Annotated in this window: 22 protein-coding genes; 16 read left to right on the top strand and 6 right to left on the bottom strand. The window is 52.3% G+C overall.

Translation table 11 applies throughout. The features are described 5' to 3' along the window. Positions 1-131: 131 nt before the first annotated feature. Positions 132-692 (bottom strand): ADP compounds hydrolase NudE, encoded by a 561-nt coding sequence (gene nudE / locus ACJHX7_RS18245; protein ID WP_000045742.1) that lies wholly within the window; start codon positions 690-692, stop codon positions 132-134. Positions 693-1,011: 319 nt separating this feature from the next. Between nudE and igaA the strand changes: the two genes are divergently transcribed. From igaA to hslO, 4 genes are all read left to right on the top strand, one after another. After that, positions 1,012-3,147, top strand: a complete 2,136-nt coding sequence (gene igaA, locus ACJHX7_RS18240) for an intracellular growth attenuator protein IgaA (protein WP_000104522.1) — start codon at positions 1,012-1,014, stop codon at positions 3,145-3,147. 64 nt (positions 3,148-3,211) lie between these two features. Then, entirely contained in the window at positions 3,212-3,880 is a 669-nt protein-coding gene (gene yrfG / locus ACJHX7_RS18235) for a GMP/IMP nucleotidase (RefSeq protein ID WP_001295168.1), read from the top strand. A 10-nt stretch (positions 3,881-3,890) separates the two neighbouring features. Then, positions 3,891-4,292: a ribosome-associated heat shock protein Hsp15 gene (gene hslR, locus ACJHX7_RS18230; protein WP_000660483.1), complete on the top strand. Its 402-nt coding sequence runs from the start codon at positions 3,891-3,893 to the stop codon at positions 4,290-4,292. 24 nt (positions 4,293-4,316) lie between these two features. Continuing rightward, on the top strand, positions 4,317-5,195 hold the full coding sequence (gene hslO / locus ACJHX7_RS18225; RefSeq protein ID WP_001135574.1) for an Hsp33 family molecular chaperone HslO: 879 nt from the start codon (positions 4,317-4,319) through the stop codon (positions 5,193-5,195). A gap of 133 nt (positions 5,196-5,328) precedes the next feature. On the opposite strand, the gene ACJHX7_RS18220 is transcribed toward hslO, so the two are convergent. After that, entirely contained in the window at positions 5,329-7,053 is a 1,725-nt protein-coding gene (locus ACJHX7_RS18220) for a DUF4153 domain-containing protein (RefSeq protein WP_088170471.1), read from the bottom strand. A 378-nt stretch (positions 7,054-7,431) separates the two neighbouring features. Between ACJHX7_RS18220 and pckA the strand changes: the two genes are divergently transcribed. The 3 genes from pckA (at position 7,432) to nadS (ending at position 9,841) form a co-directional block, all read left to right on the top strand. Beyond that, positions 7,432-9,054, top strand: a complete 1,623-nt coding sequence (gene pckA / locus ACJHX7_RS18215) for a phosphoenolpyruvate carboxykinase (ATP) (protein ID WP_001309803.1) — start codon at positions 7,432-7,434, stop codon at positions 9,052-9,054. A 114-nt stretch (positions 9,055-9,168) separates the two neighbouring features. Next, entirely contained in the window at positions 9,169-9,486 is a 318-nt protein-coding gene (locus ACJHX7_RS18210; RefSeq protein WP_000493756.1) for a type II toxin-antitoxin system RelE/ParE family toxin, read from the top strand. A gap of 58 nt (positions 9,487-9,544) precedes the next feature. Beyond that, on the top strand, positions 9,545-9,841 hold the full coding sequence (gene nadS / locus ACJHX7_RS18205; protein WP_000650976.1) for a NadS family protein: 297 nt from the start codon (positions 9,545-9,547) through the stop codon (positions 9,839-9,841). Positions 9,842-9,872: 31 nt separating this feature from the next. On the opposite strand, the gene envZ is transcribed toward nadS, so the two are convergent. Then, a complete protein-coding gene (envZ, locus tag ACJHX7_RS18200) occupies positions 9,873-11,225 on the bottom strand; it encodes a two-component system sensor histidine kinase EnvZ (RefSeq protein ID WP_001253708.1) in 1,353 nt (450 codons plus the stop codon). Continuing rightward, a complete protein-coding gene (gene ompR / locus ACJHX7_RS18195; protein WP_001157751.1) occupies positions 11,222-11,941 on the bottom strand; it encodes a two-component system response regulator OmpR in 720 nt (239 codons plus the stop codon). The genes envZ and ompR overlap by 4 nt, the downstream gene beginning before the upstream one ends. A gap of 227 nt (positions 11,942-12,168) precedes the next feature. On the opposite strand from ompR, the gene greB reads away from it, so the two are divergent. From greB to rpnA, 6 genes are all read left to right on the top strand, one after another. Beyond that, a complete protein-coding gene (gene greB / locus ACJHX7_RS18190; protein ID WP_000856744.1) occupies positions 12,169-12,645 on the top strand; it encodes a transcription elongation factor GreB in 477 nt (158 codons plus the stop codon). Between the two features lie 96 nt (positions 12,646-12,741). Beyond that, a complete protein-coding gene (locus ACJHX7_RS18185) occupies positions 12,742-15,063 on the top strand; it encodes a Tex family protein (protein WP_094030142.1) in 2,322 nt (773 codons plus the stop codon). Between the two features lie 437 nt (positions 15,064-15,500). Continuing rightward, positions 15,501-15,728 (top strand): ferrous iron transporter A, encoded by a 228-nt coding sequence (feoA, locus tag ACJHX7_RS18180; RefSeq protein ID WP_001200455.1) that lies wholly within the window; start codon positions 15,501-15,503, stop codon positions 15,726-15,728. A gap of 16 nt (positions 15,729-15,744) precedes the next feature. Further along, positions 15,745-18,066 carry a Fe(2+) transporter permease subunit FeoB gene (gene feoB, locus ACJHX7_RS18175; RefSeq protein WP_000737031.1) on the top strand — a complete coding sequence of 774 codons (2,322 nt, stop codon included), beginning with the start codon at positions 15,745-15,747 and terminating at the stop codon, positions 18,064-18,066. Beyond that, positions 18,066-18,302: a [Fe-S]-dependent transcriptional repressor FeoC gene (feoC, locus tag ACJHX7_RS18170; RefSeq protein ID WP_000157586.1), complete on the top strand. Its 237-nt coding sequence runs from the start codon at positions 18,066-18,068 to the stop codon at positions 18,300-18,302. The genes feoB and feoC overlap by 1 nt, the downstream gene beginning before the upstream one ends. 202 nt (positions 18,303-18,504) lie before the next feature. Continuing rightward, positions 18,505-19,383, top strand: a complete 879-nt coding sequence (gene rpnA, locus ACJHX7_RS18165) for a recombination-promoting nuclease RpnA (RefSeq protein ID WP_001603941.1) — start codon at positions 18,505-18,507, stop codon at positions 19,381-19,383. Between the two features lie 28 nt (positions 19,384-19,411). On the opposite strand, the gene bioH is transcribed toward rpnA, so the two are convergent. After that, the gene (gene bioH, locus ACJHX7_RS18160; RefSeq protein WP_089583046.1) at positions 19,412-20,182 is read right to left on the bottom strand and encodes a pimeloyl-ACP methyl ester esterase BioH; all 771 of its coding nucleotides are present in this window, start codon (positions 20,180-20,182) and stop codon (positions 19,412-19,414) included. Positions 20,183-20,219: 37 nt separating this feature from the next. Here bioH and gntX point away from each other — a divergent pair, with 37 nt between their 5' ends. From gntX to gntT, 3 genes are all read left to right on the top strand, one after another. Further along, entirely contained in the window at positions 20,220-20,903 is a 684-nt protein-coding gene (gene gntX, locus ACJHX7_RS18155) for a DNA utilization protein GntX (protein WP_094030141.1), read from the top strand. Positions 20,904-20,961: 58 nt separating this feature from the next. After that, positions 20,962-21,537 (top strand): Fe-S biogenesis protein NfuA, encoded by a 576-nt coding sequence (gene nfuA / locus ACJHX7_RS18150; protein ID WP_000619389.1) that lies wholly within the window; start codon positions 20,962-20,964, stop codon positions 21,535-21,537. A gap of 360 nt (positions 21,538-21,897) precedes the next feature. Then, positions 21,898-23,214: a gluconate transporter gene (gene gntT, locus ACJHX7_RS18145; RefSeq protein ID WP_001131758.1), complete on the top strand. Its 1,317-nt coding sequence runs from the start codon at positions 21,898-21,900 to the stop codon at positions 23,212-23,214. A gap of 44 nt (positions 23,215-23,258) precedes the next feature. Here the strand turns inward: gntT and malQ are convergent, their stop codons facing one another. After that, positions 23,259-25,343: a 4-alpha-glucanotransferase gene (malQ, locus tag ACJHX7_RS18140; protein WP_104888966.1), complete on the bottom strand. Its 2,085-nt coding sequence runs from the start codon at positions 25,341-25,343 to the stop codon at positions 23,259-23,261. Positions 25,344-25,349: the final 6 nt, after the last annotated feature.

The raw sequence follows: 25,349 nt of genomic DNA, 5'->3' as shown, positions 1-25,349 counted from the left end.
CAAAGTGTCACTTTATTTATACCGGATACGGCGTGAACACGTTATCCGCCTGGCAACATCGAGAAAAATCAATATATTGCAGGAGCCGCGCAGGCCTGATAAGCATTGTGCATCAGGCAAAGTTCACGCATTTACACTCGCCCCTGCTCCTTCAACCACTCGCGCACGAGGAACAGTGCGCTGACATTACGCGCTTCGTTGAAGTCAGGGTCTTCCAGCAAATCCATCATATGCGCCAGCGGCCAGCGCACCTGTGGTAGCGGCTCTGGCTCATCGCCTTCCAGCGATTCCGGATAGAGATCTTGCGCTACCACGATATTCATTTTGCTGGAAAAGTAAGACGGCGCCATGCTGAGCTTCTTCAAAAAAGTCAGATCGTTCGCACCAAATCCCACTTCTTCTTTTAGCTCGCGGTTAGCGGCTTCGTAGACGCTTTCACCCGGATCAATTAATCCTTTCGAAAAACCTAATTCGTAGGATTCAGTTCCCACTGCGTATTCGCGGATCAGGATCAGGTGATCGTCCACAATCGGCACAATCATCACTGCTTCCCGGTTAGTTGGACGCATTCGTTCATAAACACGCCGCACGCCATTGCTGAACTCCAGATCCACGCTTTCGACGGTAAACAGTCGGGAACGGGCTACAGTTTCAACATTCAGAATGGTGGGTTTTTGTAATGATTTGCTCATCGTGGGATCTATGCTGTGAAATCAGCGGTTATTGTGCGATATCGGACACGCTTTCGGCAATGTGAATTGCATGTTATTTACATTTATGTAACTTATTAAATAATCATCCTCAAATCAAATTAAAAGTCAATAGGTTGAAATAACTCCAGGAATTTGCTGATATTCCGCCTTCAGAGGGTTTGCTATGATCAGCGGTTACTGTGATGTGCTTAATGATGCTCAAGTTAAACTCCACGCTTGCCGATAGCCAACCGCAGAATCATGTATTGTGTCCGGTGCGACTGACCACGCCTGACAGACTAAGTAAGATGGGGAAAGCATGAGCACCATTGTGATTTTTTTAGCTGCTTTGCTGGCCTGCTCACTACTTGCGGGATGGCTGATAAAAGTGCGATCCAGACGGCGTCAACTGCCCTGGACCAACGCTTTCGCAGACGCGCAAACGCGCAAACTCACACCTGAAGAACGTAGCGCCGTTGAAAATTATCTTGAGAGCCTGACGCAGGTATTACAGGTGCCTGGCCCAACGGGAGCCAGCGCGGCACCGATCTCTCTGGCGCTGAATGCCGAAAGCAACAACGTCATGATGCTAACACACGCTATCACGCGTTACGGCATCTCTACCGACGATCCGAATAAATGGCGTTACTACCTCGATTCGGTAGAAGTCCACCTGCCCCCTTTCTGGGAGCAGTACATCAACGATGAGAATACCGTTGAACTGATTCATACCGATTCGCTGCCGCTGGTTATTTCACTCAACGGTCATACGCTGCAGGAGTACATGCAGGAAACTCGCGGCTATGCCTTGCAACCTGTTCCGTCAACACAGGCGTCGATTCGCGGGGAAGAGAGTGAGCAAATCGAGCTACTCAATATTCGCAAAGAAACGCACGAAGAGTATGCGCTAAGTCGTCCGCGCGGGCTGCGCGAAGCGTTGCTGATTGTCGCCTCCTTCCTGATGTTCTTTTTCTGCCTGATTACCCCGGATGTATTTGTTCCGTGGCTGGCAGGCGGCGCGTTACTGCTGCTGGGCGCAGGACTGTGGGGGCTATTCGCGCCCCCGGCAAAATCCTCCCTGCGGGAAATTCATTGTCTACGCGGCACACCCCGTCGTTGGGGATTGTTTGGCGAAAACGATCAGGAACAGATCAACAATATTTCACTCGGTATTATCGACCTGGTCTATCCCGCACACTGGCAGCCCTACATTGCTCAGGATCTTGGTCAACAAACCGATATCGATATCTATCTCGACCGCCACGTAGTGCGTCAGGGGCGATATCTTTCGCTGCATGATGAAGTAAAAAACTTTCCGTTACAGCACTGGCTGCGCAGTACGATTATCGCTGCGGGCTCGCTGCTGGTGCTGTTTATGCTGTTATTCTGGATCCCGCTGGATATGCCGCTGAAATTCACCCTCTCGTGGATGAAAGGCGCACAGACCATTGAAGCCACCAGCGTAAAACAACTGGCTGACGCTGGCGTGCGGGTTGGCGATACATTGCGTATTAGCGGTACGGGAATGTGTAATATTCGCACTTCCGGAACCTGGAGCGCGAAAACCAATTCACCTTTTTTACCGTTTGACTGCTCGCAGATCATCTGGAATGACGCCCGCTCATTGCCATTACCAGAATCTGAACTGGTCAACAAAGCGACGGCTTTGACCGAAGCAGTTAATCGCCAGCTGCACCCTAAACCGGAAGATGAATCTCGCGTCAGCGCCTCATTACGTTCAGCAATTCAAAAATCCGGCATGGTATTGCTTGATGATTTTGGCGACATTGTACTGAAGACAGCGGATTTATGTTCTGCCAAAGATGACTGCGTGCGACTGAAAAATGCGCTGGTCAATCTCGGCAACAGTAAAGACTGGGACGCGCTGGTAAAACGCGCCAACGCCGGGAAGCTCGATGGCGTGAATGTGTTATTACGCCCGGTGAGTGCGGAATCGCTGGATAATCTGGTGGCAACCTCCACCGCGCCGTTTATCACGCATGAAACAGCGCGAGCGGCACAATCACTAAACAGTCCGGCCCCCGGCGGATTCCTGATTGTCAGCGACGAAGGCAGCGATTTTGTTGATCAGCCCTGGCCTTCGGCATCACTTTACGACTACCCGCCGCAAGAACAGTGGAACGCTTTCCAGAAACTGGCACAAATGCTGATGCATACGCCGTTTAACGCCGAAGGTATCGTCACAAAAATCTTCACTGACGCCAATGGTACGCAACATATAGGCCTTCATCCGATCCCGGATCGTTCCGGCCTGTGGCGCTATCTCAGCACCACTCTGCTGCTACTGACGATGCTGGGTAGCGCCATTTATAATGGCGTACAGGCCTGGCGTCGTTACCAGCGTCATCGTACTCGCATGATGAAGATTCAGGCCTATTATGAAAGCTGCCTGAACCCGCAACTGATCACCCCTTCAGAAAGCCTTATCGAATAACACGTTTGCGCGGCAGGTTATGCTACCCTGTCGCGCAAATTGCTTCACTCTGGAGATTTCCCTCATGCATATCAACATTGCCTGGCAGGACGTAGATACCGTTCTGCTGGATATGGACGGCACGTTGCTCGACCTCGCCTTCGATAACTATTTCTGGCAAAAGCTGGTGCCTGAAACATGGGGCGCGAAAAACGGGGTTACGCCACAGGAAGCGATGGAATATATGCGCCAGCAATATCACGACGTACAGCATACGCTAAACTGGTACTGTCTTGATTACTGGAGTGAGCAACTGGGTCTGGATATCTGTGCGATGACCACCGAGATGGGACCGCGTGCCGTACTGCGTGAAGATACCATTCCGTTTCTTGAGGCACTGAAAGCCAGCGGTAAGCAGCGAATTTTGCTCACCAATGCGCATCCGCACAACCTGGCGGTAAAACTTGAGCATACCGGTCTGGACGCACACCTTGATTTATTACTTTCCACCCACACATTTGGTTATCCGAAAGAGGATCAGCGGTTATGGCATGCGGTGGCCGAAGCTACGGGTCTTAAAGCTGAAAGAACACTGTTTATTGATGACAGCGAAGCGATTCTCGATGCTGCCGCGCAATTTGGTATTCGTTACTGCCTCGGTGTGACTAATCCTGACTCCGGGATTGCCGAGAAACAGTATCAACGCCATCCGTCACTGAATGACTACCGCCGCCTGATCCCCTCGCTAATGTGAAGGAGACGCCATGAAAGAAAAACCTGCTGTTGAGGTTCGACTGGATAAATGGCTATGGGCTGCCCGTTTTTATAAAACCCGCGCGCTGGCCCGTGAAATGATTGAAGGCGGTAAGGTGCATTACAACGGGCAGCGCAGCAAGCCGAGCAAAATCGTCGAGCTGAATGCCACGCTCACTCTGCGCCAGGGAAATGACGAACGCACGGTGATTGTAAAGGCGATTACTGAACAGCGTCGCCCCGCCAGCGAGGCAGCCTTGCTGTATGAAGAGACTGCGGAAAGTGTAGAGAAACGCGAAAAAATGGCGCTGGCACGTAAACTTAATGCCTTAACCATGCCGCACCCGGACCGACGCCCGGACAAAAAAGAGCGCCGCGACCTGTTACGATTTAAACACGGCGACAGTGAATAACTGTCACCTGCAAGAGAGATGATTATGCCGCAACATGACCAATTACATCGCTATCTGTTTGAAAACTTTGCCGTTCGCGGCGAACTGGTAACCGTTTCGGAAACCCTGCAACAGATCCTTGAGAATCACGATTATCCGCAGCCCGTTAAAAACGTGCTGGCAGAACTGCTGGTTGCGACCAGCCTGTTAACCGCTACGCTGAAGTTTGATGGTGATATCACCGTACAGCTGCAAGGCGACGGTCCGATGAATCTGGCGGTTATTAACGGTAACAACAACCAGCAGATGCGCGGTGTAGCGCGCGTGCAGGGAGAAATTCCAGAAAATGCCGACCTGAAAACGCTGGTCGGCAATGGTTACGTGGTGATCACCATCACCCCGAGCGAAGGCGAACGCTATCAGGGCGTGGTGGGTCTGGAAGGTGATACCCTGGCGGCCTGCCTGGAAGATTACTTTATGCGTTCTGAACAGCTGCCGACGCGCCTGTTTATTCGCACCGGCGACGTAGACGGCAAACCGGCTGCAGGCGGTATGTTGTTGCAGGTAATGCCTGCGCAAAATGCCCAGCAGGACGACTTTGACCACCTGGCGACGCTAACCGAAACCATCAAAACCGAAGAACTGCTGACTTTACCGGCAAACGAAGTGTTGTGGCGTTTGTATCACGAAGAAGAGGTGACGGTTTACGATCCGCAGGATGTGGAGTTCAAATGCACCTGCTCGCGTGAACGTTGCGCCGACGCGCTAAAAACGCTGCCGGATGAAGAAGTCGATAGCATCCTGGCGGAAGATGGCGAAATTGACATGCATTGTGATTACTGCGGTAACCACTATCTGTTCAATGCGATGGATATTGCTGAAATCCGCAACAACGCGTCTCCGGCAGATCCGCAAGTTCATTAATGAGTATGTCCGGCAGAGAGGGCTCTGCCGGATTTTACGACGTAATGGCCTGATGCGCTGCGCTTACCAGGCCTATGAAATAAATCGCAAGTTATTTTGGTCAGATACAGCGTCGTATCCGTTAAAAGCGTTGTCACTTACTTAAGTTTATTTCCAGCGTTTCACCATCTACCGTCAGATCGCGCCACGCTTTAGGCCTCGTCCCCAGCTTTCCATCCTTCGCAGCAGCGAGTAATTTTTCTTTCGTTATTTGGCGCGGAAGTAAACTCATATCAAGCGCGTCCCATTCTTTTCTATCTGAGTCAAAGCCATAGACAATGACTCTGTCATCATTAAAAGCAAACAGGATCCGCTCCGCCTGACCATCACTATTCAGATCTTGCTCGACCAGTACGCAGGCGTCTTTTTCAATACAGGTCATCACGTTAAAGCGATCCTGGATTAAGGCCGACCAGAATGTCGCATCCGGTTTACCAGAACCTGGGGCAATTAACACATTATCGGCTAATACTTTTTCCGATACCTGTTCCTGAAGATGTTGCTCTCCATCTAACGCCATCAGCAGATCCCGCGCGCGTTTCGGGTCTTTCATAAACCCGGCATCGCTTTTCAGCGACTCAAGCGCCGCACGTCCATAGCGACCGCTCTGTTCGAGCATGTAGATAGTTACCTGGTCTGGCGTGTTTTTGCCGCTCTGATAACGCGCCATATGACTGTTCACGCTAATGCGCATACTGTCCAGCACCGGCGAATTAAGAAGCACCAGCATTACCAACACCAATAACGAAACCGCAAGGTTCACTTTGCCCTGAAGATCAAGGGGATTTTGCCCTTTACGCCAGACGATACTGACAAAATACCCCAGTGACCATACCAGTAACACCAGCACCGCCAGCGCGCCCTGCAAGCGGTCGACAGTCCAGCCGTACTGAGCGACCCGCAGCCATAACGCCCAGGCGGCGACGAACACATACAGCGGAGCAACCAGCAAAGCGGTTTTAATCAGGCAACGCAACGGCCCCGTCCAGGGAAGAGACGCTTTTTGCGGATCGCGGACAATAGCCATTAAGATCAATTGCAAAAAGGCCAGCGTTAACAGCAACCCAGCGGCGGAGATGTGGCGAGAAATCGCGCTCAGGCCCGTAAACGGCAGGGTGATAATAAACATCAGGGTTAGCAATGATACTAACGGCAGCAACCCCGTGGCGATTAACGTGAACAACTTTTGAATAGAGTCGATTAAACGTGACTGTGTACGCGCGAGGATCACCGCCAGCGCGGTAACCAGACCTAACGTTAGATAAATAAACCAGTCGGTTGCAAAAAAGAGCGTTTTGAAAAACGTGATGCCAACAAGTTTAAACAACTCACTCCACAGTAAAAGCACCAGCCACGTCAGGCCATTGGCGAGAAAAATCACCAGTAATATAAGTACGTTATGCCATACTGACTGGTAAAAATAGCGATAGCGGCTACTGTCATTGCGGATGCGAAGGCTTTGTTGTATCCACGGTAGCAACAACATTGCCATCAGCAGCAGATAGCAGCCAAAATCCCAAATCGCCTTTTCAGCTCTCCAGGGGTTCATGCCATCAATTTGCCACTTTAGCCAACCGCTCATCCCTAGCGTGGCAATAAACACCAGCGCCAGCCATCCCCAAAGGCGCTTCTGTTTAAAGGAGATCACGGAGAAGAGTAAAACGGATGAAAACGCGACGGTCGCAGGCACGCCATAAACAATCCAACTGTGATTTTTTCCGGAAAGCCAGGCGATCAGCAGGTAGCAAACCAGACCCTGAAGTAATCCGGTAGCAATCATCCCCCAGCGTGTTGCGGGTGAAAGTTCAACGTTATCCATGTTAGTTATCCAGAATCAAAAAGTGGGTTAATTATCGCATCCGGGACGTAGTATTTTGCTTTTTTCAGAAAATAATCAAAAAAAGTTAGCGTGGTGAATCGATACTTTACCGATTGAATTTGCATCAATTTCATTAAGGAATGCGATTCCACTCACAATATTCCCGCCATATAAACCAAGATTTAACCTTTTGAGAACATTTTCCACACCTAAAATGCTATTTCTGCGATAATAGCAATCGTTTCGTGACAGGAATCACGGAGTTTTTTGTCAAATATGAATTTCTCCAGATACGTAAATCTATGAGCCTTGTCGCGGTTAACACCCCCAAAAAGACTTTACTATTCAGGCAATACATATTGGCTAAGGAGCAGTGAAATGCGCGTTAACAATGGTTTGACCCCGCAAGAACTCGAGGCTTATGGTATCAGTGACGTACATGATATCGTTTACAACCCAAGCTACGACCTGCTGTATCAGGAAGAGCTCGATCCGAGCCTGACAGGTTATGAGCGCGGGGTGTTAACTAATCTGGGTGCCGTTGCCGTCGATACCGGGATCTTCACCGGTCGTTCACCAAAAGATAAGTATATCGTCCGTGACGATACCACTCGCGATACTTTCTGGTGGGCAGACAAAGGCAAAGGTAAGAACGACAACAAACCTCTCTCTCCGGAAACCTGGCAGCATCTTAAAGGCCTGGTGACCAAACAGCTTTCCGGCAAACGTCTGTTCGTTGTCGACGCTTTCTGTGGTGCGAACCCGGATACTCGTCTTTCCGTCCGTTTCATCACCGAAGTGGCCTGGCAGGCGCATTTTGTCAAAAACATGTTTATTCGCCCGAGCGATGAAGAGCTGGCAGGTTTCAAACCAGACTTTATCGTTATGAACGGTGCGAAGTGCACTAACCCGCAGTGGAAAGAACAGGGTCTGAACTCCGAAAACTTCGTGGCGTTTAACCTGACCGAGCGCATGCAGCTGATTGGCGGCACCTGGTACGGCGGCGAAATGAAGAAAGGGATGTTCTCAATGATGAACTACCTGCTGCCGCTGAAAGGTATCGCTTCTATGCACTGCTCCGCCAACGTTGGTGAGAAAGGCGATGTTGCGGTGTTCTTCGGCCTTTCCGGCACCGGTAAAACCACCCTTTCCACCGACCCGAAACGTCGCCTGATTGGCGATGACGAACACGGCTGGGACGATGACGGTGTGTTTAACTTTGAAGGCGGCTGCTACGCAAAAACTATCAAGCTGTCGAAAGAAGCGGAACCTGAAATCTACAACGCTATCCGTCGTGATGCGCTGCTGGAAAACGTCACCGTGCGTGAAGATGGCACTATCGACTTTGATGATGGTTCAAAAACCGAGAACACCCGCGTTTCTTATCCGATCTATCACATCGAAAACATCGTTAAGCCGGTGTCCAAAGCGGGCCACGCAACTAAAGTTATCTTCCTGACCGCAGACGCCTTTGGTGTGCTGCCGCCGGTTTCTCGTCTGACTGCCGATCAAACCCAGTATCACTTCCTCTCTGGCTTCACCGCCAAACTGGCTGGTACAGAGCGCGGCATCACCGAACCGACGCCAACCTTCTCCGCCTGCTTCGGCGCGGCATTCCTGTCGCTGCACCCGACTCAGTACGCAGAAGTGCTGGTGAAACGTATGCAGGCAGCGGGTGCGCAGGCGTATCTGGTTAACACCGGCTGGAACGGCACTGGCAAACGTATCTCGATTAAAGATACCCGCGCCATTATCGACGCCATCCTCAACGGTTCGCTGGATAACGCAGAAACTTTCACTCTGCCGATGTTTAACCTGGCGATCCCAACCGAACTGCCGGGCGTAGACACGAAGATTCTCGATCCGCGTAACACCTACGCTTCCCCGGAACAGTGGCAGGAAAAAGCCGAAACGCTGGCGAAACTGTTTATCGACAACTTCGATAAATACACCGACACCCCTGCGGGTGCCGCGCTGGTAGCGGCTGGTCCGAAGCTGTAATCAGCTGATATCTCATTGACCCCTTATCCAAACGGATAAGGGTTTTTTTTATCTAATTAGCTACCAATATGTACACGGTACACTTATAATTATCAATAGACCGCAGGATGCATTATGTTCACCTTTATTGAACTACAAGGATTTAGCAAACGCCGCCAGTTATTGCTACCTGATGATGAGTTCCGGGCTTTTCAGGAACTACTCATTCAAGATCCCACTGCCGGTGACATTATCGCAGGCACAGGCAGTTTTAGAAAAATTCGCTGGAACCGTTCTGGAATGGGGAAACGGGGTGGCATTCGGATAATTTATTACAACGTAACACGCAATGGCCGAATTTATCTGGCGTTGATTTATCCTAAAAATGAACAGGATGATTTAACAGAAGAACAAAGAAAGGCATTGAAACTATTGTCCGAGAAGCTGCTTTAATGTTGAAGCTCCACAAATTCCACCATGGCCGAAATGTCAACGGAGGCATTGAAAACAGATGAAAGATGAATTATTTGCTGATCTTCTTGCCAGCGCAGAAGAAATGGTACGCATCGAAAAGGGTGAAGAAACGCCTGAACCAGAGCACGTCCATACTTTTAGCGAAATCGATGTAAAAGCGATCCGTGAAGCAACGGGTTTACGTCAGCAAGATTTTGCTGTCGCCGTAGGGGTAAGTTATGACCTGGTCAAAAGCTGGGAAACCAAACGCCGTCAGCCTACCGGAGCACCCCGAAAATTGCTCCTGCTTTTGCAAGCGAATCCTTTCATTATCAATCAATTGAAAACAATCTAAAAACGGGAGGCACCTTCACCTCCCGTTTTATTTACCCTTCTTTTGTCATGCCCTGCGCCCGCGTTACCGGCACTGGCAGCCAGGCGCGAATGGAAAGCCCACCCCGTTCGCTGGTGCCAAGCTCCAGCATGCCGTTATGGTTATCCACGATACGCTGCACAATCGCCAGCCCTAATCCCGTGCCGCTAATAGTGCGCGCACTGTCGCCACGAACAAACGGCTGGAACAGGTGCTTACGTTGTTCCGGCGCAATACCCGGACCGTCATCTTCTACCTGGAACCAGGCGCGATTCGGCTCCGTGCCGCTACTGACTTTGATCCAGCCATTGCCGTAACGGGCGGCGTTGACCACCATATTCGCCACCGCGCGTTTGATCGACAGCGGGTGCATTTTCACCTCAATGCTGCCGGGGTAAAGCGCGGTTTCAATTTCCCGCTCATAGCCACTTTCGGCGGCAATCACCTCACCGAGCACTGCGTTGAGATCCGCCATTTCCATCGGCATCTCCTGCCCGGTGCGCAGGTAGTCGATAAACTGCTCAATGATGGCGTTGCACTCTTCGATATCTTTATTGATCGATTCTGCCAGGTAGCCATCCTGCTCGCTCATCATCTCGGTAGCCAGGCGAATGCGCGTCAGCGGCGTGCGTAAGTCATGACTTACCCCCGCCATCAGCAGCGTGCGATCATCCGCCAGTTGCTTAACACCAGCCGCCATATGGTTAAAGGCGCGAGTAACCGAACGCACCTCCGAAGCGCCATATTCACGCAGCGGCGGCGGAATAATCCCTTTACCGACCTGCAGAGCAGCATGTTCGAGATCGACCAACGGTCGGTTCTGGATACGGATAAACAGCCACGCCCCGCCTATCGCCAATAGCATAATCGCCAGCGTATAGCGGAACAGCGGAGAAAAATCACCCTGATGAATTTCGGTCAGCGGCACACGCACCCAGATATTGGGCGACAGCCAGGTTTTCAGCCAGACGACAGGAGAACTTTTGTTGACCTCAACGCGCACTTCCGTCGGGCCGCCCAGTTGCTGCGCCATCTGATGGCTTAAGAATTCATAGTGTTGTGCCCAACGCAGACCTGCCTCTTCGGCAGCTTCGTTGGAATAGAGAGAGATCCCCAGCTCACGGTAGATCTCCCGACGGAAAGCGGGAGGCACAACCAACTGCGTGCCGTCCTCCAGTTGCAGTTTGTCGGTCATCAACATACGCACTTCGTACGCGAGGACTTTATTAAACTGCTGGAGGCTCGGCAAAATCGCGAAGTTCAGCACCACCAGATAAGTCGTCACCAGGCTGACGAACAGCAAGGTGACGATGAGCAATAACGTACGGGCAAATGAACTTCGTGGCGAGAAGCGCAATCGCCTCATGCTTTAGAACCGTCCGGTACAAAGACGTAGCCCAGACCCCAGACGGTCTGAATGTAACGCGGATGCGCCGGATCTTCTTCCACCATGCGGCGCAGACGCGAAATCTGCACGTCGATGGAGCGTTCCATTGCGGAATATTCACGACCACGGGCAAGGTTCATCAGCTTATCGCGGGAGAGCGGCTCACGCGGATGGCTGACCAGCGCCTTAAGTACCGCAAACTCACCACTGGTGAGCGGCATCGGCTCGTCTTCGCGGAACATTTCACGCGTACCGAGGTTAAGTTTGAACTTACCGAAAGCAATTACCGCCTCTTCCTGTGACGGCGCGCCCGGCAGTTCGTTGGCCTGACGACGCAGCACCGCACGAATGCGGGCCAGCAATTCACGCGGGTTAAACGGTTTTGGAATGTAGTCGTCAGCGCCAATCTCCAGGCCAACGATACGGTCCACTTCTTCCCCTTTCGCCGTCACCATAATGATCGGCATCGGGTTGCTCTGGCTACGAAGACGTCGGCAAATCGACAAGCCATCTTCACCAGGTAACATCAAATCCAGTACCATAAGATGGAAAGATTCACGAGTCAGCAGGCGATCCATCTGTTCTGCATTAGCGACGCTTCGAACCTGGAAGCCTTGTTCGGTGAGATAACGTTCCAGCAGCGCGCGCAGGCGCATATCGTCATCGACCACCAGAATCTTGTAGTTCTCTTGCATTGTTTGTACTCCCAAAGGTTCGCAACAATTTGTAAGCGTGTATTCTTAAAAAAGCTCACGTTCGTCACCAGCTAAATCTGGTATGAATTTCAGCCTAAATTGTTACAAAGCATATTAAACAGCAGCTTAAGTATACAATTTATTCGGCGAAACATTATTGATTCTGTTGATATGATCACGTTATACCCAATGTGCGCATTATCAAACAGACAAAGGGAATCAACGAGATGAAAACGCCCCTGGTTACCCGGGAAGGGTATGAAAAACTCAAACAAGAGCTTAATTATCTCTGGCGTGAAGAACGCCCGGAGGTCACAAAAAAGGTGACCTGGGCCGCAAGTCTGGGCGACCGCAGCGAAAATGCTGACTATCAGTATAATAAAAAGCGCCTGCGTGAAATCGACCGTCGCGTGCGCTATCTCACTAAATGCATGGAAAATCTCAAAATCGTCGATTACTCCCCGCAGCAGGAAGGCAAAGTCTTTTTTGGCGCGTGGGTGGAGATTGAAAACGACGATGGCGTGACTCACCGTTTCCGTATTGTCGGCTACGATGAAATTTTTGGCCGTAAAGATTACATCTCTATCGATTCCCCGATGGCTCGCGCATTGCTGAAAAAAGAGGTGGGCGATTTGGCGGTGGTGAATACCCCTGCCGGGGAAGCGAGCTGGTATGTTAATGCTATCGAGTACGTGAAACCGTAAGGAAGAGTCTTAACCTCCTGCCGATGGCTGGCATTTTTGCCAGCCAGTCCGTATAACTATCCCCTGATTTTTGATCCGAAAAGATGAACTCAAACCATGATGAATGATTCGTTCTGCCGCATTATTGCGGGTGAAATTCAGGCGCGCCCGGAACAGGTTGACGCTGCCGTTCGCCTGCTTGACGAAGGGAATACCGTGCCGTTTATCGCACGTTATCGTAAGGAAATCACCGGCGGTCTGGATGACACGCAGCTGCGTAATCTGGAAACGCGTCTGAGCTATCTGCGCGAGCTGGAAGAGAGACGTCAGGCGATCCTCAAGTCCATTTCCGAGCAAGGCAAACTCACCGATGATCTGGCGAATGCCATCAACGCCACCCTAAGCAAAACCGAACTCGAAGACCTCTACCTGCCCTACAAACCTAAACGCCGCACCCGTGGGCAAATCGCCATTGAAGCAGGGCTTGAGCCGTTGGCCGATCTGCTGTGGAGCGATCCGTCACACACGCCAGAAGTCGCCGCTGCACAATATATTGATGCCGATAAAGGCGTGGCAGATACCAAAGCCGCGCTGGACGGCGCGCGCTATATCCTGATGGAACGGTTTGCCGAAGATGCCGCGCTGCTGGCGAAAGTGCGTGATTATCTGTGGAAGAACGCGCATTTGGTCTCAACCGTGGTGAATGGTAAAGAAGAGGAAGGGGCGAAATTCCGCGACTATTTCAATCATCACGAACCGCTGTCCACGGTGCCTTCTCACCGCGCGCTGGCGATGTTCCGTGGTCGTAACGAAGGCATACTTCAGCTTTCGCTGAATGCCGATCCGCAGTTCGAAGAGCCGCCAAAAGAGAGCTATTGCGAGCAAATCATCATGGATCACCTTGGCCTGCGCCTGAACAATGCCCCGGCGGATAGCTGGCGCAAAGGTGTGGTGAGCTGGACGTGGCGCATCAAGGTGTTGATGCATCTGGAAACTGAACTGATGGGCACCGTGCGCGAACGCGCGGAAGATGAAGCAATCAACGTCTTTGCCCGTAACCTGCACGATCTGCTGATGGCGGCCCCAGCCGGACTGCGTGCAACGATGGGCCTCGATCCGGGTCTGCGTACCGGGGTAAAAGTAGCGGTGGTCGATGCAACTGGCAAACTGGTGGCGACCGATACCATTTATCCACATACCGGACAAGCCGCAAAAGCAGCGATGACCGTTGCTGCCCTGTGTGAAAAGCATAACGTTGAACTGGTGGCGATCGGCAACGGTACAGCTTCCCGCGAAACCGAGCGTTTCTATCTCGACGTGCAGAAGCAGTTCCCGAAAGTGACCGCGCAGAAAGTGATCGTCAGCGAAGCTGGCGCGTCGGTTTACTCGGCTTCCGAGCTGGCAGCACAGGAGTTCCCGGATCTCGACGTTTCGCTGCGTGGCGCGGTGTCTATCGCCCGCCGTTTGCAGGATCCGCTGGCGGAGCTGGTGAAAATCGATCCGAAATCTATCGGCGTAGGTCAGTATCAGCATGACGTCAGCCAGACGCAACTGGCCCGCAAACTGGACGCAGTAGTAGAAGACTGCGTAAACGCCGTTGGCGTCGATCTCAACACTGCTTCTGTTCCGCTGTTAACTCGCGTGGCGGGCCTGACGCGCATGATGGCGCAAAACATCGTTGCCTGGCGCGATGAGAACGGTCAGTTCCAGAACCGTCAGCAACTGCTGAAAGTGAGCCGTCTGGGGCCGAAAGCCTTCGAGCAGTGCGCGGGCTTCCTGCGGATTAACCACGGTGATAACCCGCTGGACGCGTCTACCGTCCACCCGGAAGCCTATCCGGTGGTGGAACGCATTCTGGCAGCAACACAGCAGGCACTGAAAGATCTGATGGGTAACAGCAGCGAGCTGCGTAACCTGAAAGCGTCTGACTTTACTGATGAAAAATTCGGTGTACCGACGGTAACTGACATCATCAAAGAGCTGGAAAAACCGGGTCGCGATCCGCGTCCGGAATTTAAAACCGCTCAGTTTGCCGATGGCGTCGAAACGATGAACGACCTGCAACCGGGTATGATCCTCGAAGGTGCGGTGACCAACGTCACCAACTTTGGCGCGTTTGTCGATATTGGCGTTCATCAGGACGGCCTGGTTCACATCTCTTCATTGTCGAACAAGTTTGTGGAAGATCCGCATACCGTGGTGAAAGCGGGCGATATTGTGAAGGTGAAAGTGCTGGAAGTGGATCTTCAGCGCAAACGTATCGCCCTGACTATGCGTCTGGACGAGCAGCCTGGCGAAACCAACGCTCGTCGCGGCGGCGGTAATGAACGTCCGCAGAACAACCGCCCGGCAGCCAAACCGCGTGGGCGTGAAGCGCAGCCTGCCGGTAACAGCGCGATGATGGATGCGCTGGCGGCGGCAATGGGCAAAAAACGTTAAACGCCCGGACTGGCCCCTAAACCTGCGCGATTAGGCGTTCACGCCACATCTGGCAACGAACGCCTTGCCTGACATAAAAGTGCCGGAGAATATCTCCGGCCTTTTTATTCCACAAGCAAACTCATAATATATCCCGTTAATATTTATCACTTCATTAACAACTGAAACCTTAATTAAACATTAACCAGCCCTAATAATTCGTCATGCGAATTATATTTTCGCTGCGATATAACCTTGAGCCATATCAACATTGAGTCAGATTATTATTCAAACCAACATTCACACACATTTTAAGTATTGCTGATAGAAACCATTCTCATTATCATTGTACTGTTGATTATTTAATCTCTCCTTCGTTGGCAAATCATCTGGTCTCATGTCGCTGTCAAACGCCCCATGAGGTAGTTATCCAGTTAATGAGAAACAAGTAGGCACCTATGCAATACACTCCAGATACTGCGTGGAAAATCACTGGCTTTTCCCGTGAAATCAGCCCGGCATATCGCCAAAAACTGCTTTCTCTAGGCATGTTACCTGGCTCCTCTTTTAATGTGGTGCGCGTCGCTCCACTCGGCGACCCCATTCATATCGAAACCCGTCGTGTGAGCCTGGTATTACGCAAAAAAGATCTGGCCTTATTAGAAGTGGAAGCGGTTTCCTGTTAATACGGTGATAACAACAATGAAAAAATTAACCATTGGCTTAATTGGTAATCCAAATTCTGGCAAGACAACCTTATTTAACCAGCTCACTGGCGCACGTCAGCGTGTAGGTAACTGGGCTGGCGTTACCGTCGAACGTAAAGAAGGGCAATTCTCCACCACCGATCATCAGGTCACGCTGGTGGACCTGCCCGGCACCTACTCTCTGACCACCATCTCATCGCAGACCTCGCTCGATGAGCAAATCGCCTGTCACTATATTCTGAGTGGCGACGCCGACCTGCTGATTAACGTGGTGGATGCGTCTAACCTTGAGCGTAACCTGTACCTGACGCTGCAACTGCTGGAACTCGGCATTCCCTGCATCGTGGCACTGAACATGCTCGACATTGCCGAGAAGCAAAATATTCGTATTGAAATTGATGCGCTGTCTGCACGTCTTGGCTGCCCGGTGATCCCGCTGGTTTCCACGCGTGGTCGCGGTATTGAAGCGCTCAAACTGGCAGTCGATCGCTATAAAGCTAACGAGAATGTGGAACTGGTGCATTACGCACAGCCGCTGCTCAACGAAGCAGATTCACTGGCAAAAGTGATGCCTTCCGACATCCCGCTGAAACAACGTCGCTGGCTGGGCCTGCAAATGCTGGAAGGCGATATCTACAGCCGCGCCTACGCCGGTGAAGCGTCGCAGCATCTTGATGCCGCCCTCGCCCGTCTGCGTAATGAGATGGACGATCCGGCGCTGCACATTGCCGATGCGCGTTACCAGTGCATTGCTGCTATCTGTGATGTGGTAAGCAACACCTTGACGGCAGAACCCAGCCGTTTCACCACTGCGGTAGATAAAATCGTGCTCAACCGTTTCCTCGGTCTGCCGATTTTCCTCTTTGTGATGTACCTGATGTTCCTGCTGGCTATCAACATCGGCGGGGCGTTACAGCCGCTGTTTGACGTCGGTTCCGTGGCACTTTTTGTGCATGGTATTCAATGGATTGGCTACACGCTCCACTTCCCGGACTGGCTGACTATCTTCCTCGCCCAGGGCCTGGGCGGTGGTATTAACACCGTTCTGCCACTGGTGCCGCAGATCGGCATGATGTACCTGTTCCTCTCCTTCCTCGAGGACTCCGGCTATATGGCGCGTGCGGCGTTTGTGATGGACCGTCTGATGCAGGCGCTGGGCTTGCCCGGGAAATCCTTTGTACCGCTGATCGTTGGTTTCGGTTGTAACGTACCGTCGGTAATGGGCGCACGTACGCTTGATGCACCGCGTGAACGTCTGATGACCATCATGATGGCACCGTTTATGTCCTGCGGCGCGCGTCTGGCTATCTTCGCCGTATTCGCGGCTGCCTTCTTCGGGCAGAACGGTGCGCTGGCGGTCTTCTCGCTGTATATGCTCGGTATTGTGATGGCGGTGCTGACTGGCCTGATGCTCAAGTACACCATCATGCGCGGTGAAGCGACGCCGTTTGTCATGGAGCTACCGGTCTACCATGTACCACACGTTAAAAGCCTGATTATCCAGACCTGGCAGCGTCTGAAAGGCTTCGTTCTGCGTGCTGGTAAAGTGATTATCATCGTCAGCATTTTCCTGAGTGCTTTCAACAGCTTCTCGCTGAGCGGGAAAATCGTCGATAACATCAACGACTCGGCGCTGGCTTCCGTCAGCCGGGTGATCACCCCAGTCTTCAAGCCGATTGGCGTGCATGAAGATAACTGGCAGGCAACGGTTGGCCTGTTTACAGGCGCAATGGCGAAAGAAGTGGTGGTGGGCACGCTCAACACCCTCTACACCGCAGAAAATATTCAGGACGAAGAGTTCAATCCGGCAGAATTTAACCTCGGTGAAGAGCTGTTCAGTGCGGTAGATGAAACCTGGCAGAGCCTGAAAGACACCTTCAGCCTTAGCGTACTGATGAACCCCATCGAAGCCAGCAAAGGCGACGGCGAAATGGGTACCGGGGCGATGGGCGTGATGGATCAGAAATTCGGTAGCGCAGCAGCAGCTTACAGCTACCTGATTTTCGTCCTGCTGTATGTACCATGTATCTCGGTGATGGGAGCCATCGCCCGTGAATCAAGCCGTGGCTGGATGGGCTTCTCCATCCTGTGGGGGCTGAATATCGCTTACTCACTGGCAACATTGTTCTATCAGGTCGCCAGCTACAGCCAGCACCCAACTTACAGCCTGGTGTGCATTCTGGCGGTTATCCTGTTTAACATCGTGGTTATCGGTTTGCTGCGTCGCGCGCGTAGCCGGGTGGATATCGAACTGTTGGCAACGCGCAAGTCGGTAAGCAGTTGCTGCGCAGCCAGCACCACCGGTGATTGCCATTAATGGCTTCACTTATTCAGGTGCGTGATTTGCTGGCGTTACGGGGCCGTATGGAAGCGGCCCAGATAAGCCAGACATTGAACACCCCGCAGCCAATGATTAACGCCATGCTGCAACAGCTGGAAAGCATGGGCAAAGCCGTGCGGATTCAGGAAGAACCTGACGGCTGCCTCTCTGGCAGTTGTAAAAGCTGCCCGGAAGGCAAAGCCTGTCTGCGCGAGTGGTGGGCGCTGCGTTAACCTTACTCCATCGCCTGTTTTGAAAAGCCCGGTATGCGTTTGCATCCGGGCCTTTTTGCGTGCGACTTTCCATAAAAATGCAACCCTTGCAGCACGGCGCAAGTTCCTCTGAAAGCGTCTCGCAGGGATGAAAACTCGCTAATGCACAGGTGTGGAGTGGCGCGTAGAGTCGCGGCATTCAAACAACAGGTGAAGGAACGCCATGAGCAAAAAGCAGAGTTCCACCCCACACGATGCGCTGTTCAAACTCTTTTTACGCCAACCGGAGACGGCGCGCGATTTTCTTGCGTTCCATTTACCGGCACCTATTCACGCGCTCTGTGATATGAAAACCCTCAAGCTGGAGTCGAGCAGCTTTATTGATGACGATCTGCGTGAAAGCTATTCCGACGTGCTGTGGTCGGTGAAAACGGAACAAGGACCAGGATACATCTATTGTCTGATTGAACATCAAAGCACCTCAAACAAACTGATCGCATTTCGCATGATGCGTTACGCTATTGCCGCAATGCAAAATCACCTGGATGCCGGATACAAAACGTTGCCGATGGTGGTGCCATTGTTGTTTTACCACGGCATTGAAAGCCCCTATCCCTATTCACTGTGTTGGCTGGATTGTTTCGCCGATCCCAACCTGGCAAGGCAGCTTTATGCCTCCGCATTTCCGCTGATTGATGTCACCGTCATGCCTGATGATGAAATCATGCAGCACCGACGTATGGCGCTGCTGGAGTTAATTCAAAAACATATTCGTCAACGCGATCTGATGGGACTGGTAGAGCAAATGGCCTGCTTATTAAGTAGTGGATACGCTAATGACAGACAAATCAAAGGGCTGTTTAATTACATACTGCAAACTGGCGATGCGGTACGTTTTAACGATTTTATCGACGGTGTGGCCGAACGTTCACCGAAACACAAGGAGAGCTTAATGACTATTGCGGAAAGATTGCGGCAAGAGGGGGAACAATCCAAAGCCTTGCATATAGCAAAAATAATGCTTGAATCCGGAGTCCCTCTTGCGGACATCATGCGTTTTACCGGGGTGTCAGAAGAAGAGTTGGCTGCGGCGAGTCAGTAAAGTTCTGTCTTGCCATTTCAAAAGCCACCTACACCCTCTGCTTCAACGCCACCAGCATGCGACAAAACTCGGCCGGATGCGAAATAAACGGCGCATGGGCCGCTTTGACGAAGATGTATGATTCGCTGTGAGGCCAAAGTTTATCCAGCATCGGCACCACTTTGCGCGGCACCAGACCGTCGAGATAGCCATACAATCGCAAAAACGGCATGGACACGTTTTGCAGCGGCTGACGGAGATCGACCGTTTTCAGGATTTCCAGCCCGCCATTAAGCACGTCAACCTCCGGCATCGGTAACGCCAGAACGGTTTTCTTCAACGCCCGCGCATCCTGGCGCGCCGTTTCAGTACCCATGGTTTGTAACGCCAGGAACCGCTCCACTGTACGCTGAAAATCATCACTGAGTTGCTGCTGAAATCCCGCCAGCACGTCCGGTTTTATCCCCGGCCACTCGTCACGAGCACTAAAACAAGGTGACGACGCCACGGTGACCAGCGCCTGAACACGCTCGGGATGGGTTAACGCAATCTGGCTTGCCACCAGCCCGCCCAGACTCCAGCCTAACCAAATGGCTTTATCAGGTGCCTGTCGCAGCACGGCTTCGGCCATATCAGCAAGTGACATCGCACCAAATCCCCGGCTACGCCCGAAGCCGGGCAGGTCAACAAGGTGCAGCGTAAAATGCGAGCTCAGTTCCTCGTCAATGCAACGCCACACTTCGGCATTCAGTCCCCATCCGTGCAACAGCACAAGATGAACATTCCCCTGACCTTTGGTCTGCCACCAGATGTTATTCATCCGCTATTGTTCTCTTTTGACTTACAAGGATGAACATATGCTAACAGTACCGGGATTATGCTGGCTATGCCGAATGCCGCTGGCGTTAGGTCATTGGGGGATTTGTTCGGTCTGCTCACGCGCCGCCCGTACAGATAAAACGTTATGCCCACAATGTGGATTACCCGCCACACACACCCATCTTCCCTGCGGTCGCTGCCTGCAAAAACCACCGCCCTGGCAAAGACTGGTCACGGTTGCCGACTATGCGCCGCCGTTAAGTCCGCTAATCCACCAGCTTAAGTTTTCCCGGCGCAGCGAAATCGCCAGCGCCCTGTCACGTCTGTTACTATTGGAAGTCTTACACGCTCGTCGCACCACCGGTTTGCAATTGCCGGATCGCATTATCAGCGTTCCGTTATGGCAGCGGCGTCACTGGCGTCGGGGATTTAATCAGGGCGATTTGCTGTGTCAGCCGTTATCACGCTGGTTGCACTGCCGATGGGATAGCGAAGCCGTCACACGAACACGGGCCACTGCGACCCAGCATTTTCTCAGTGCCCGGCTGCGCAAGCGCAACCTGAAAAATGCCTTTCGCCTTGAATTGCCTGTGCAAGGTCGCCATATGGTGATTGTGGATGATGTCGTCACCACCGGAAGTACCGTCGCAGAGATTGCGCAGTTGCTTTTACGCAATGGTGCGGCGACTGTCCAGGTCTGGTGCCTTTGTCGAACCTTGTAGAGCCTCGATGATGGGCGTATTATAACCAACTAAAATAGTCAACTATTAGGCCATTACTATGATCCGTATTTCCGATGCTGCACAAGCGCACTTTGCCAAACTGCTGGCAAATCAGGAAGAAGGGACACAAATCCGCGTATTTGTGATTAACCCTGGCACGCCTAACGCTGAATGTGGTGTTTCTTATTGTCCGCCGGATGCCGTGGAAGCCACCGACACTGCCCTGAAATTTGACCTGCTGACCGCGTATGTTGATGAGTTAAGCGCTCCTTACCTGGAAGATGCAGAGATCGATTTTGTTACCGACCAGTTGGGTTCTCAGCTAACACTGAAAGCGCCTAACGCCAAAATGCGTAAAGTGGCAGACGATGCACCGCTGATGGAGCGCGTGGAGTATATGCTGCAGTCGCAGATCAACCCGCAACTGGCTGGTCACGGTGGTCGCGTTTCGCTGATGGAAATCACCGAAGACGGTTACGCCATTCTGCAATTTGGCGGCGGCTGTAACGGTTGTTCCATGGTCGATGTGACGCTGAAAGAAGGGATCGAGAAGCAGCTGCTAAACGAATTCCCGGAGCTGAAAGGTGTGCGCGATCTCACCGAACACCAGCGCGGCGAACACTCCTACTACTAAGTTATCCCCTCTTTTGTAGATTGCCCGATGCGACGCTAAAGCGTCATTTCGGGCCTACGTTGAACATGTGCCAGACGTTGGCGCTGCATTGCTTTGGCAAATCCCTCCCTTCGTTTCCCCGCGATAATATGACCAACCTCTCATAATTTAAATTTACCCCGCTCTGGTGATTCTCAAACGCCAGATGTTACCCGTATCATTCACATGGGTACCAAACATACTCCTGACATCTGACTACAATAATTAGTTTTAGTGGGTATCAGTCGTGGTGCCGCAATATCTCTGTTCCCGATTGGGATAATTAGAGTTTGTCGTCAGAAAATTGACGTTACCCATAACAAATGAAAGGCCAGGTAAATCATGCCATTAGTCATTGTTGCTATCGGTGTAATCTTGTTGTTGCTCCTGATGATCCGCTTCAAAATGAACGGTTTCATCGCTCTCGTCCTCGTGGCGCTTGCTGTTGGATTAATGCAAGGGATGCCGCTGGATAAAGTTATTGGCTCCATCAAAGCCGGTGTCGGCGGAACGCTCGGTAGCCTTGCCCTGATCATGGGTTTTGGCGCGATGCTGGGCAAAATGCTGGCAGACTGCGGTGGCGCACAACGTATCGCCACCACGCTGATTGCTAAATTTGGTAAAAAACACATCCAGTGGGCGGTGGTACTGACCGGTTTTACCGTTGGTTTTGCCCTGTTCTATGAAGTGGGTTTCGTGCTGATGCTGCCGCTGGTGTTTACCATCGCGGCTTCCGCGAATATTCCACTGCTGTATGTTGGTGTACCAATGGCGGCTGCACTGTCTGTGACCCATGGCTTCCTGCCACCGCATCCGGGCCCGACTGCGATTGCCACCATTTTCAATGCCGACATGGGTAAAACCCTGCTGTACGGGACTATTCTGGCAATCCCGACCGTGATTCTCGCCGGTCCGGTTTACGCTCGAGTGTTGAAAGGTATCGATAAGCCGATCCCGGAAGGTCTGTACAGCGCGAAAACCTTCAGCGAAGAAGAGATGCCGAGCTTTGGCGTCAGCGTCTGGACCTCTCTGGTGCCGGTAGTGCTGATGGCGATGCGTGCGATTGCCGAAATGATCCTGCCGAAAGGTCACGCTTTCCTGCCGGTAGCGGAGTTCCTCGGTGACCCGGTAATGGCTACGCTGATTGCCGTACTGATTGCGATGTTCACCTTTGGTCTGAACCGTGGTCGTTCAATGGATCAGATTAACGACACGCTGGTTTCTTCCATCAAAATCATTGCGATGATGCTGTTGATTATCGGTGGTGGCGGTGCGTTCAAGCAGGTGCTGGTAGACAGCGGCGTGGACAAATACATTGCTTCCATGATGCACGAAACCAACATTTCTCCGCTACTGATGGCCTGGTCGATTGCTGCCGTACTGCGTATCGCGCTGGGTTCCGCAACCGTTGCGGCAATCACTGCGGGTGGTATCGCGGCACCGCTGATTGCAACGACGGGTGTTAGCCCGGAGCTGATGGTTATTGCGGTTGGTTCCGGTAGTGTGATTTTCTCTCACGTGAACGATCCGGGCTTCTGGTTGTTCAAAGAGTACTTTAACCTGACTATCGGCGAGACCATCAAATCCTGGTCGATGCTGGAAACCATTATCTCGGTGTGCGGTCTGGTAGGCTGTCTGCTGCTGAATATGGTGATTTGATAACACTGACTGCCGGATGCATCGCATCCGGCATCAACCGCACTCTACTTCTTCTTCGCTGCCGCTCTGCGCCGTCTGTCCAAATCCTTCAGCAACTTGTTCACGCCATCATCGGCAAACATCGCCTCAAGCGTTGCGGAGAGCTTGCGCCGCCAGTTTTTATACTGGTAACTGGTGCCGGGAATATTTACCGGGTCCGCCATATCCAGCCAGTCTTCTGGCTGTAGTCCTAACAGGGCGCTGTTGCTATCGGCGATGTAGCGCTGTAAGCCACGATTCAGCGTCGGCGTCATCGACATCAACGATGCCTTATGCCCGGCACGTTTTGGCAGACAACCATATTTATGCAGAGCATCCAGTAGTCCTTGCTTCGCCAGTTCGCGATCCTGATACAGACCGCGCAGTACCACTTCATCCGGATACAACCCCAGCGTTTTGCCCAGCGTTAGATCCCCGCTCTCCCAGTAGCCGCGTAGCGTAGGCAGGTCGTGTGTCGCCGCAACCGCCATCGACTGCTCTGGGTACGCTTTCGGTGAGCGGAATGTCTTCTCGTGGTCGTTTTCGAAATAGAGCACTTTGTAGGAGTACACACCGCTGCTGCGCAGCTTACCAACAATCTCTACCGGTACGGTACCGAGATCTTCACCAATCACCATGCAGCGATGACGTTTACTTTCGAGTGCCAGAATCGAGAGCAGATCATCCACTGGATAGTGAACATATGCCCCCTGATCCGCCGTCTCGCCATACGGTATCCACCACAAACGCAGCATCGACATCACATGGTCAATTCGTAATGCGCCGCAGTTTTGCATATTGGCACGCAACAGCTCGATAAACGGTTCATAGGCACGCGCGGTGATAATATGCGGGTCCATTGGCGGCAATCCCCAGTTCTGCCCCAACGGGCCGAGGATATCCGGCGGTGCGCCAACCGACGCTTTCAGGCAATACAACTCCCGGTCGCACCAGGTTTCTGCTCCACCCTCTGCTACACCAACGGCCAGGTCACGATACAAGCCAATCGGCATTTCATAGCCCTGGCTTATCTCCCAGCAGGCGGCAAACTGGCTGTAAGCCAGCCACTGCAACCAGAGATAAAAATCGACGTCATCACGATGTTCTTCGCAGAACTGGCGCACTTCTGGTGAATCCACGTTCTGATACATCTCTGGCCATGCAGGCCAGCCCCAGCGCATTTCGTCCTCTTTCACTTGCTGGGCATGTAGTGCGTCAAACGCCGCCTGCCAGAACAGGCTGTCGCCTTGCTCTGCAACAAACTGGCGAAACGCGGCCACCTGTTCATCATCACGTTGCGCGAAACCTTTCCACGCCATTCGTAATGCTGTCATTTTTAGGGCGGTAACCGTGGAGTAATCGACCCAGTCGGCATCCCGCGCCTGTTGCAGCGTCTGTTGCGTGGTCGGCAACTTCCACCAGGCCTGAGCCTCTTCGCTAAGATGGAAATCTTCAACGGCGTTAACGTCGATATAAATCACATTCAGCCAACGGCGAGAAGACGGGCTATACGGGCTGGCACTTTCCGGATTTGCCGGATAGAGCGCATGAATCGGGTTCAGACCGATGAACGACCCGCCACGTTTTGCCACATCCACCAGCATCGCTTTGAGATCGCCAAAATCCCCAATACCCCAGTTTTTTTCCGATCGCAGCGTATAAAGCTGAACGCAGGCACCCCACAGCTTTTGTTTGTTCAGCAACGCCTGCGGTTCGTAACAGCGTTTCGGGGCGACAATCACCCGGCAATGCGCGCGCTGGTCGTCCTGGGTGAGTGTCAGCGTGTGATAACCTTCCGGCAGCTTCGTCGGTAGATTGAACGCTTTGCCCCCCGTTACATGGCCTTTGTACTGCGTTCCTTCTTCGGTGGTCAGCAGCCAGCTATATTCGCCGCTGCCCTCCACCACCATCGGCATTTTTTTGCCGCTGGTATAAACCATGACATTCGGGACTGGCGTTACCGCCACTTTCGTGGCGGTACGTTGATGCATCGCGTCAAGCAAACGCCGTTTGGTTTCGGCGCTAATCGACTGCGGTTTACCGTGGGCATTGATGTAATTGGGGCTGATCCCCGCCGCCAGCGCGGCATTATCCAGACGTTTGCTTTCCATCGAGCT

Source organism: Escherichia sp. WS1451, assembly GCF_046487365.1.
Classification (GTDB): Bacteria; Pseudomonadota; Gammaproteobacteria; order Enterobacterales; family Enterobacteriaceae; genus Escherichia; species Escherichia coli.
Note: the sequence above shows the minus strand (reverse complement) of the source record. Positions and strands in the feature narration are given on the sequence as shown.

Excerpts from the sequence above, each read along its gene's own strand:
- gntX (WP_094030141.1), top strand. The coding sequence starts at position 20,220 with ATGCTAACAGTACCGGGATTATGCTGGCTATGCCGAATGCCGCTGGCG.
- ACJHX7_RS18210 (WP_000493756.1), top strand. The coding sequence starts at position 9,169 with ATGTTCACCTTTATTGAACTACAAGGATTTAGCAAACGCCGCCAGTTA.
- hslO (WP_001135574.1), top strand. The coding sequence starts at position 4,317 with ATGCCGCAACATGACCAATTACATCGCTATCTGTTTGAAAACTTTGCC.
- bioH (WP_089583046.1), bottom strand. The coding sequence starts at position 20,182 with ATGAATAACATCTGGTGGCAGACCAAAGGTCAGGGGAATGTTCATCTT.
- feoA (WP_001200455.1), top strand. The coding sequence starts at position 15,501 with ATGCAATACACTCCAGATACTGCGTGGAAAATCACTGGCTTTTCCCGT.
- ACJHX7_RS18185 (WP_094030142.1), top strand. The coding sequence starts at position 12,742 with ATGATGAATGATTCGTTCTGCCGCATTATTGCGGGTGAAATTCAGGCG.
- greB (WP_000856744.1), top strand. The coding sequence starts at position 12,169 with ATGAAAACGCCCCTGGTTACCCGGGAAGGGTATGAAAAACTCAAACAA.
- gntT (WP_001131758.1), top strand. The coding sequence starts at position 21,898 with ATGCCATTAGTCATTGTTGCTATCGGTGTAATCTTGTTGTTGCTCCTG.
- nadS (WP_000650976.1), top strand. The coding sequence starts at position 9,545 with ATGAAAGATGAATTATTTGCTGATCTTCTTGCCAGCGCAGAAGAAATG.
- yrfG (WP_001295168.1), top strand. The coding sequence starts at position 3,212 with ATGCATATCAACATTGCCTGGCAGGACGTAGATACCGTTCTGCTGGAT.
- nfuA (WP_000619389.1), top strand. The coding sequence starts at position 20,962 with ATGATCCGTATTTCCGATGCTGCACAAGCGCACTTTGCCAAACTGCTG.
- feoB (WP_000737031.1), top strand. The coding sequence starts at position 15,745 with ATGAAAAAATTAACCATTGGCTTAATTGGTAATCCAAATTCTGGCAAG.
- hslR (WP_000660483.1), top strand. The coding sequence starts at position 3,891 with ATGAAAGAAAAACCTGCTGTTGAGGTTCGACTGGATAAATGGCTATGG.
- feoC (WP_000157586.1), top strand. The coding sequence starts at position 18,066 with ATGGCTTCACTTATTCAGGTGCGTGATTTGCTGGCGTTACGGGGCCGT.
- ACJHX7_RS18220 (WP_088170471.1), bottom strand. The coding sequence starts at position 7,053 with ATGGATAACGTTGAACTTTCACCCGCAACACGCTGGGGGATGATTGCT.
- rpnA (WP_001603941.1), top strand. The coding sequence starts at position 18,505 with ATGAGCAAAAAGCAGAGTTCCACCCCACACGATGCGCTGTTCAAACTC.
- nudE (WP_000045742.1), bottom strand. The coding sequence starts at position 692 with ATGAGCAAATCATTACAAAAACCCACCATTCTGAATGTTGAAACTGTA.
- envZ (WP_001253708.1), bottom strand. The coding sequence starts at position 11,225 with ATGAGGCGATTGCGCTTCTCGCCACGAAGTTCATTTGCCCGTACGTTA.
- malQ (WP_104888966.1), bottom strand. The coding sequence starts at position 25,343 with ATGGAAAGCAAACGTCTGGATAATGCCGCGCTGGCGGCGGGGATCAGC.
- pckA (WP_001309803.1), top strand. The coding sequence starts at position 7,432 with ATGCGCGTTAACAATGGTTTGACCCCGCAAGAACTCGAGGCTTATGGT.
- ompR (WP_001157751.1), bottom strand. The coding sequence starts at position 11,941 with ATGCAAGAGAACTACAAGATTCTGGTGGTCGATGACGATATGCGCCTG.
- igaA (WP_000104522.1), top strand. The coding sequence starts at position 1,012 with ATGAGCACCATTGTGATTTTTTTAGCTGCTTTGCTGGCCTGCTCACTA.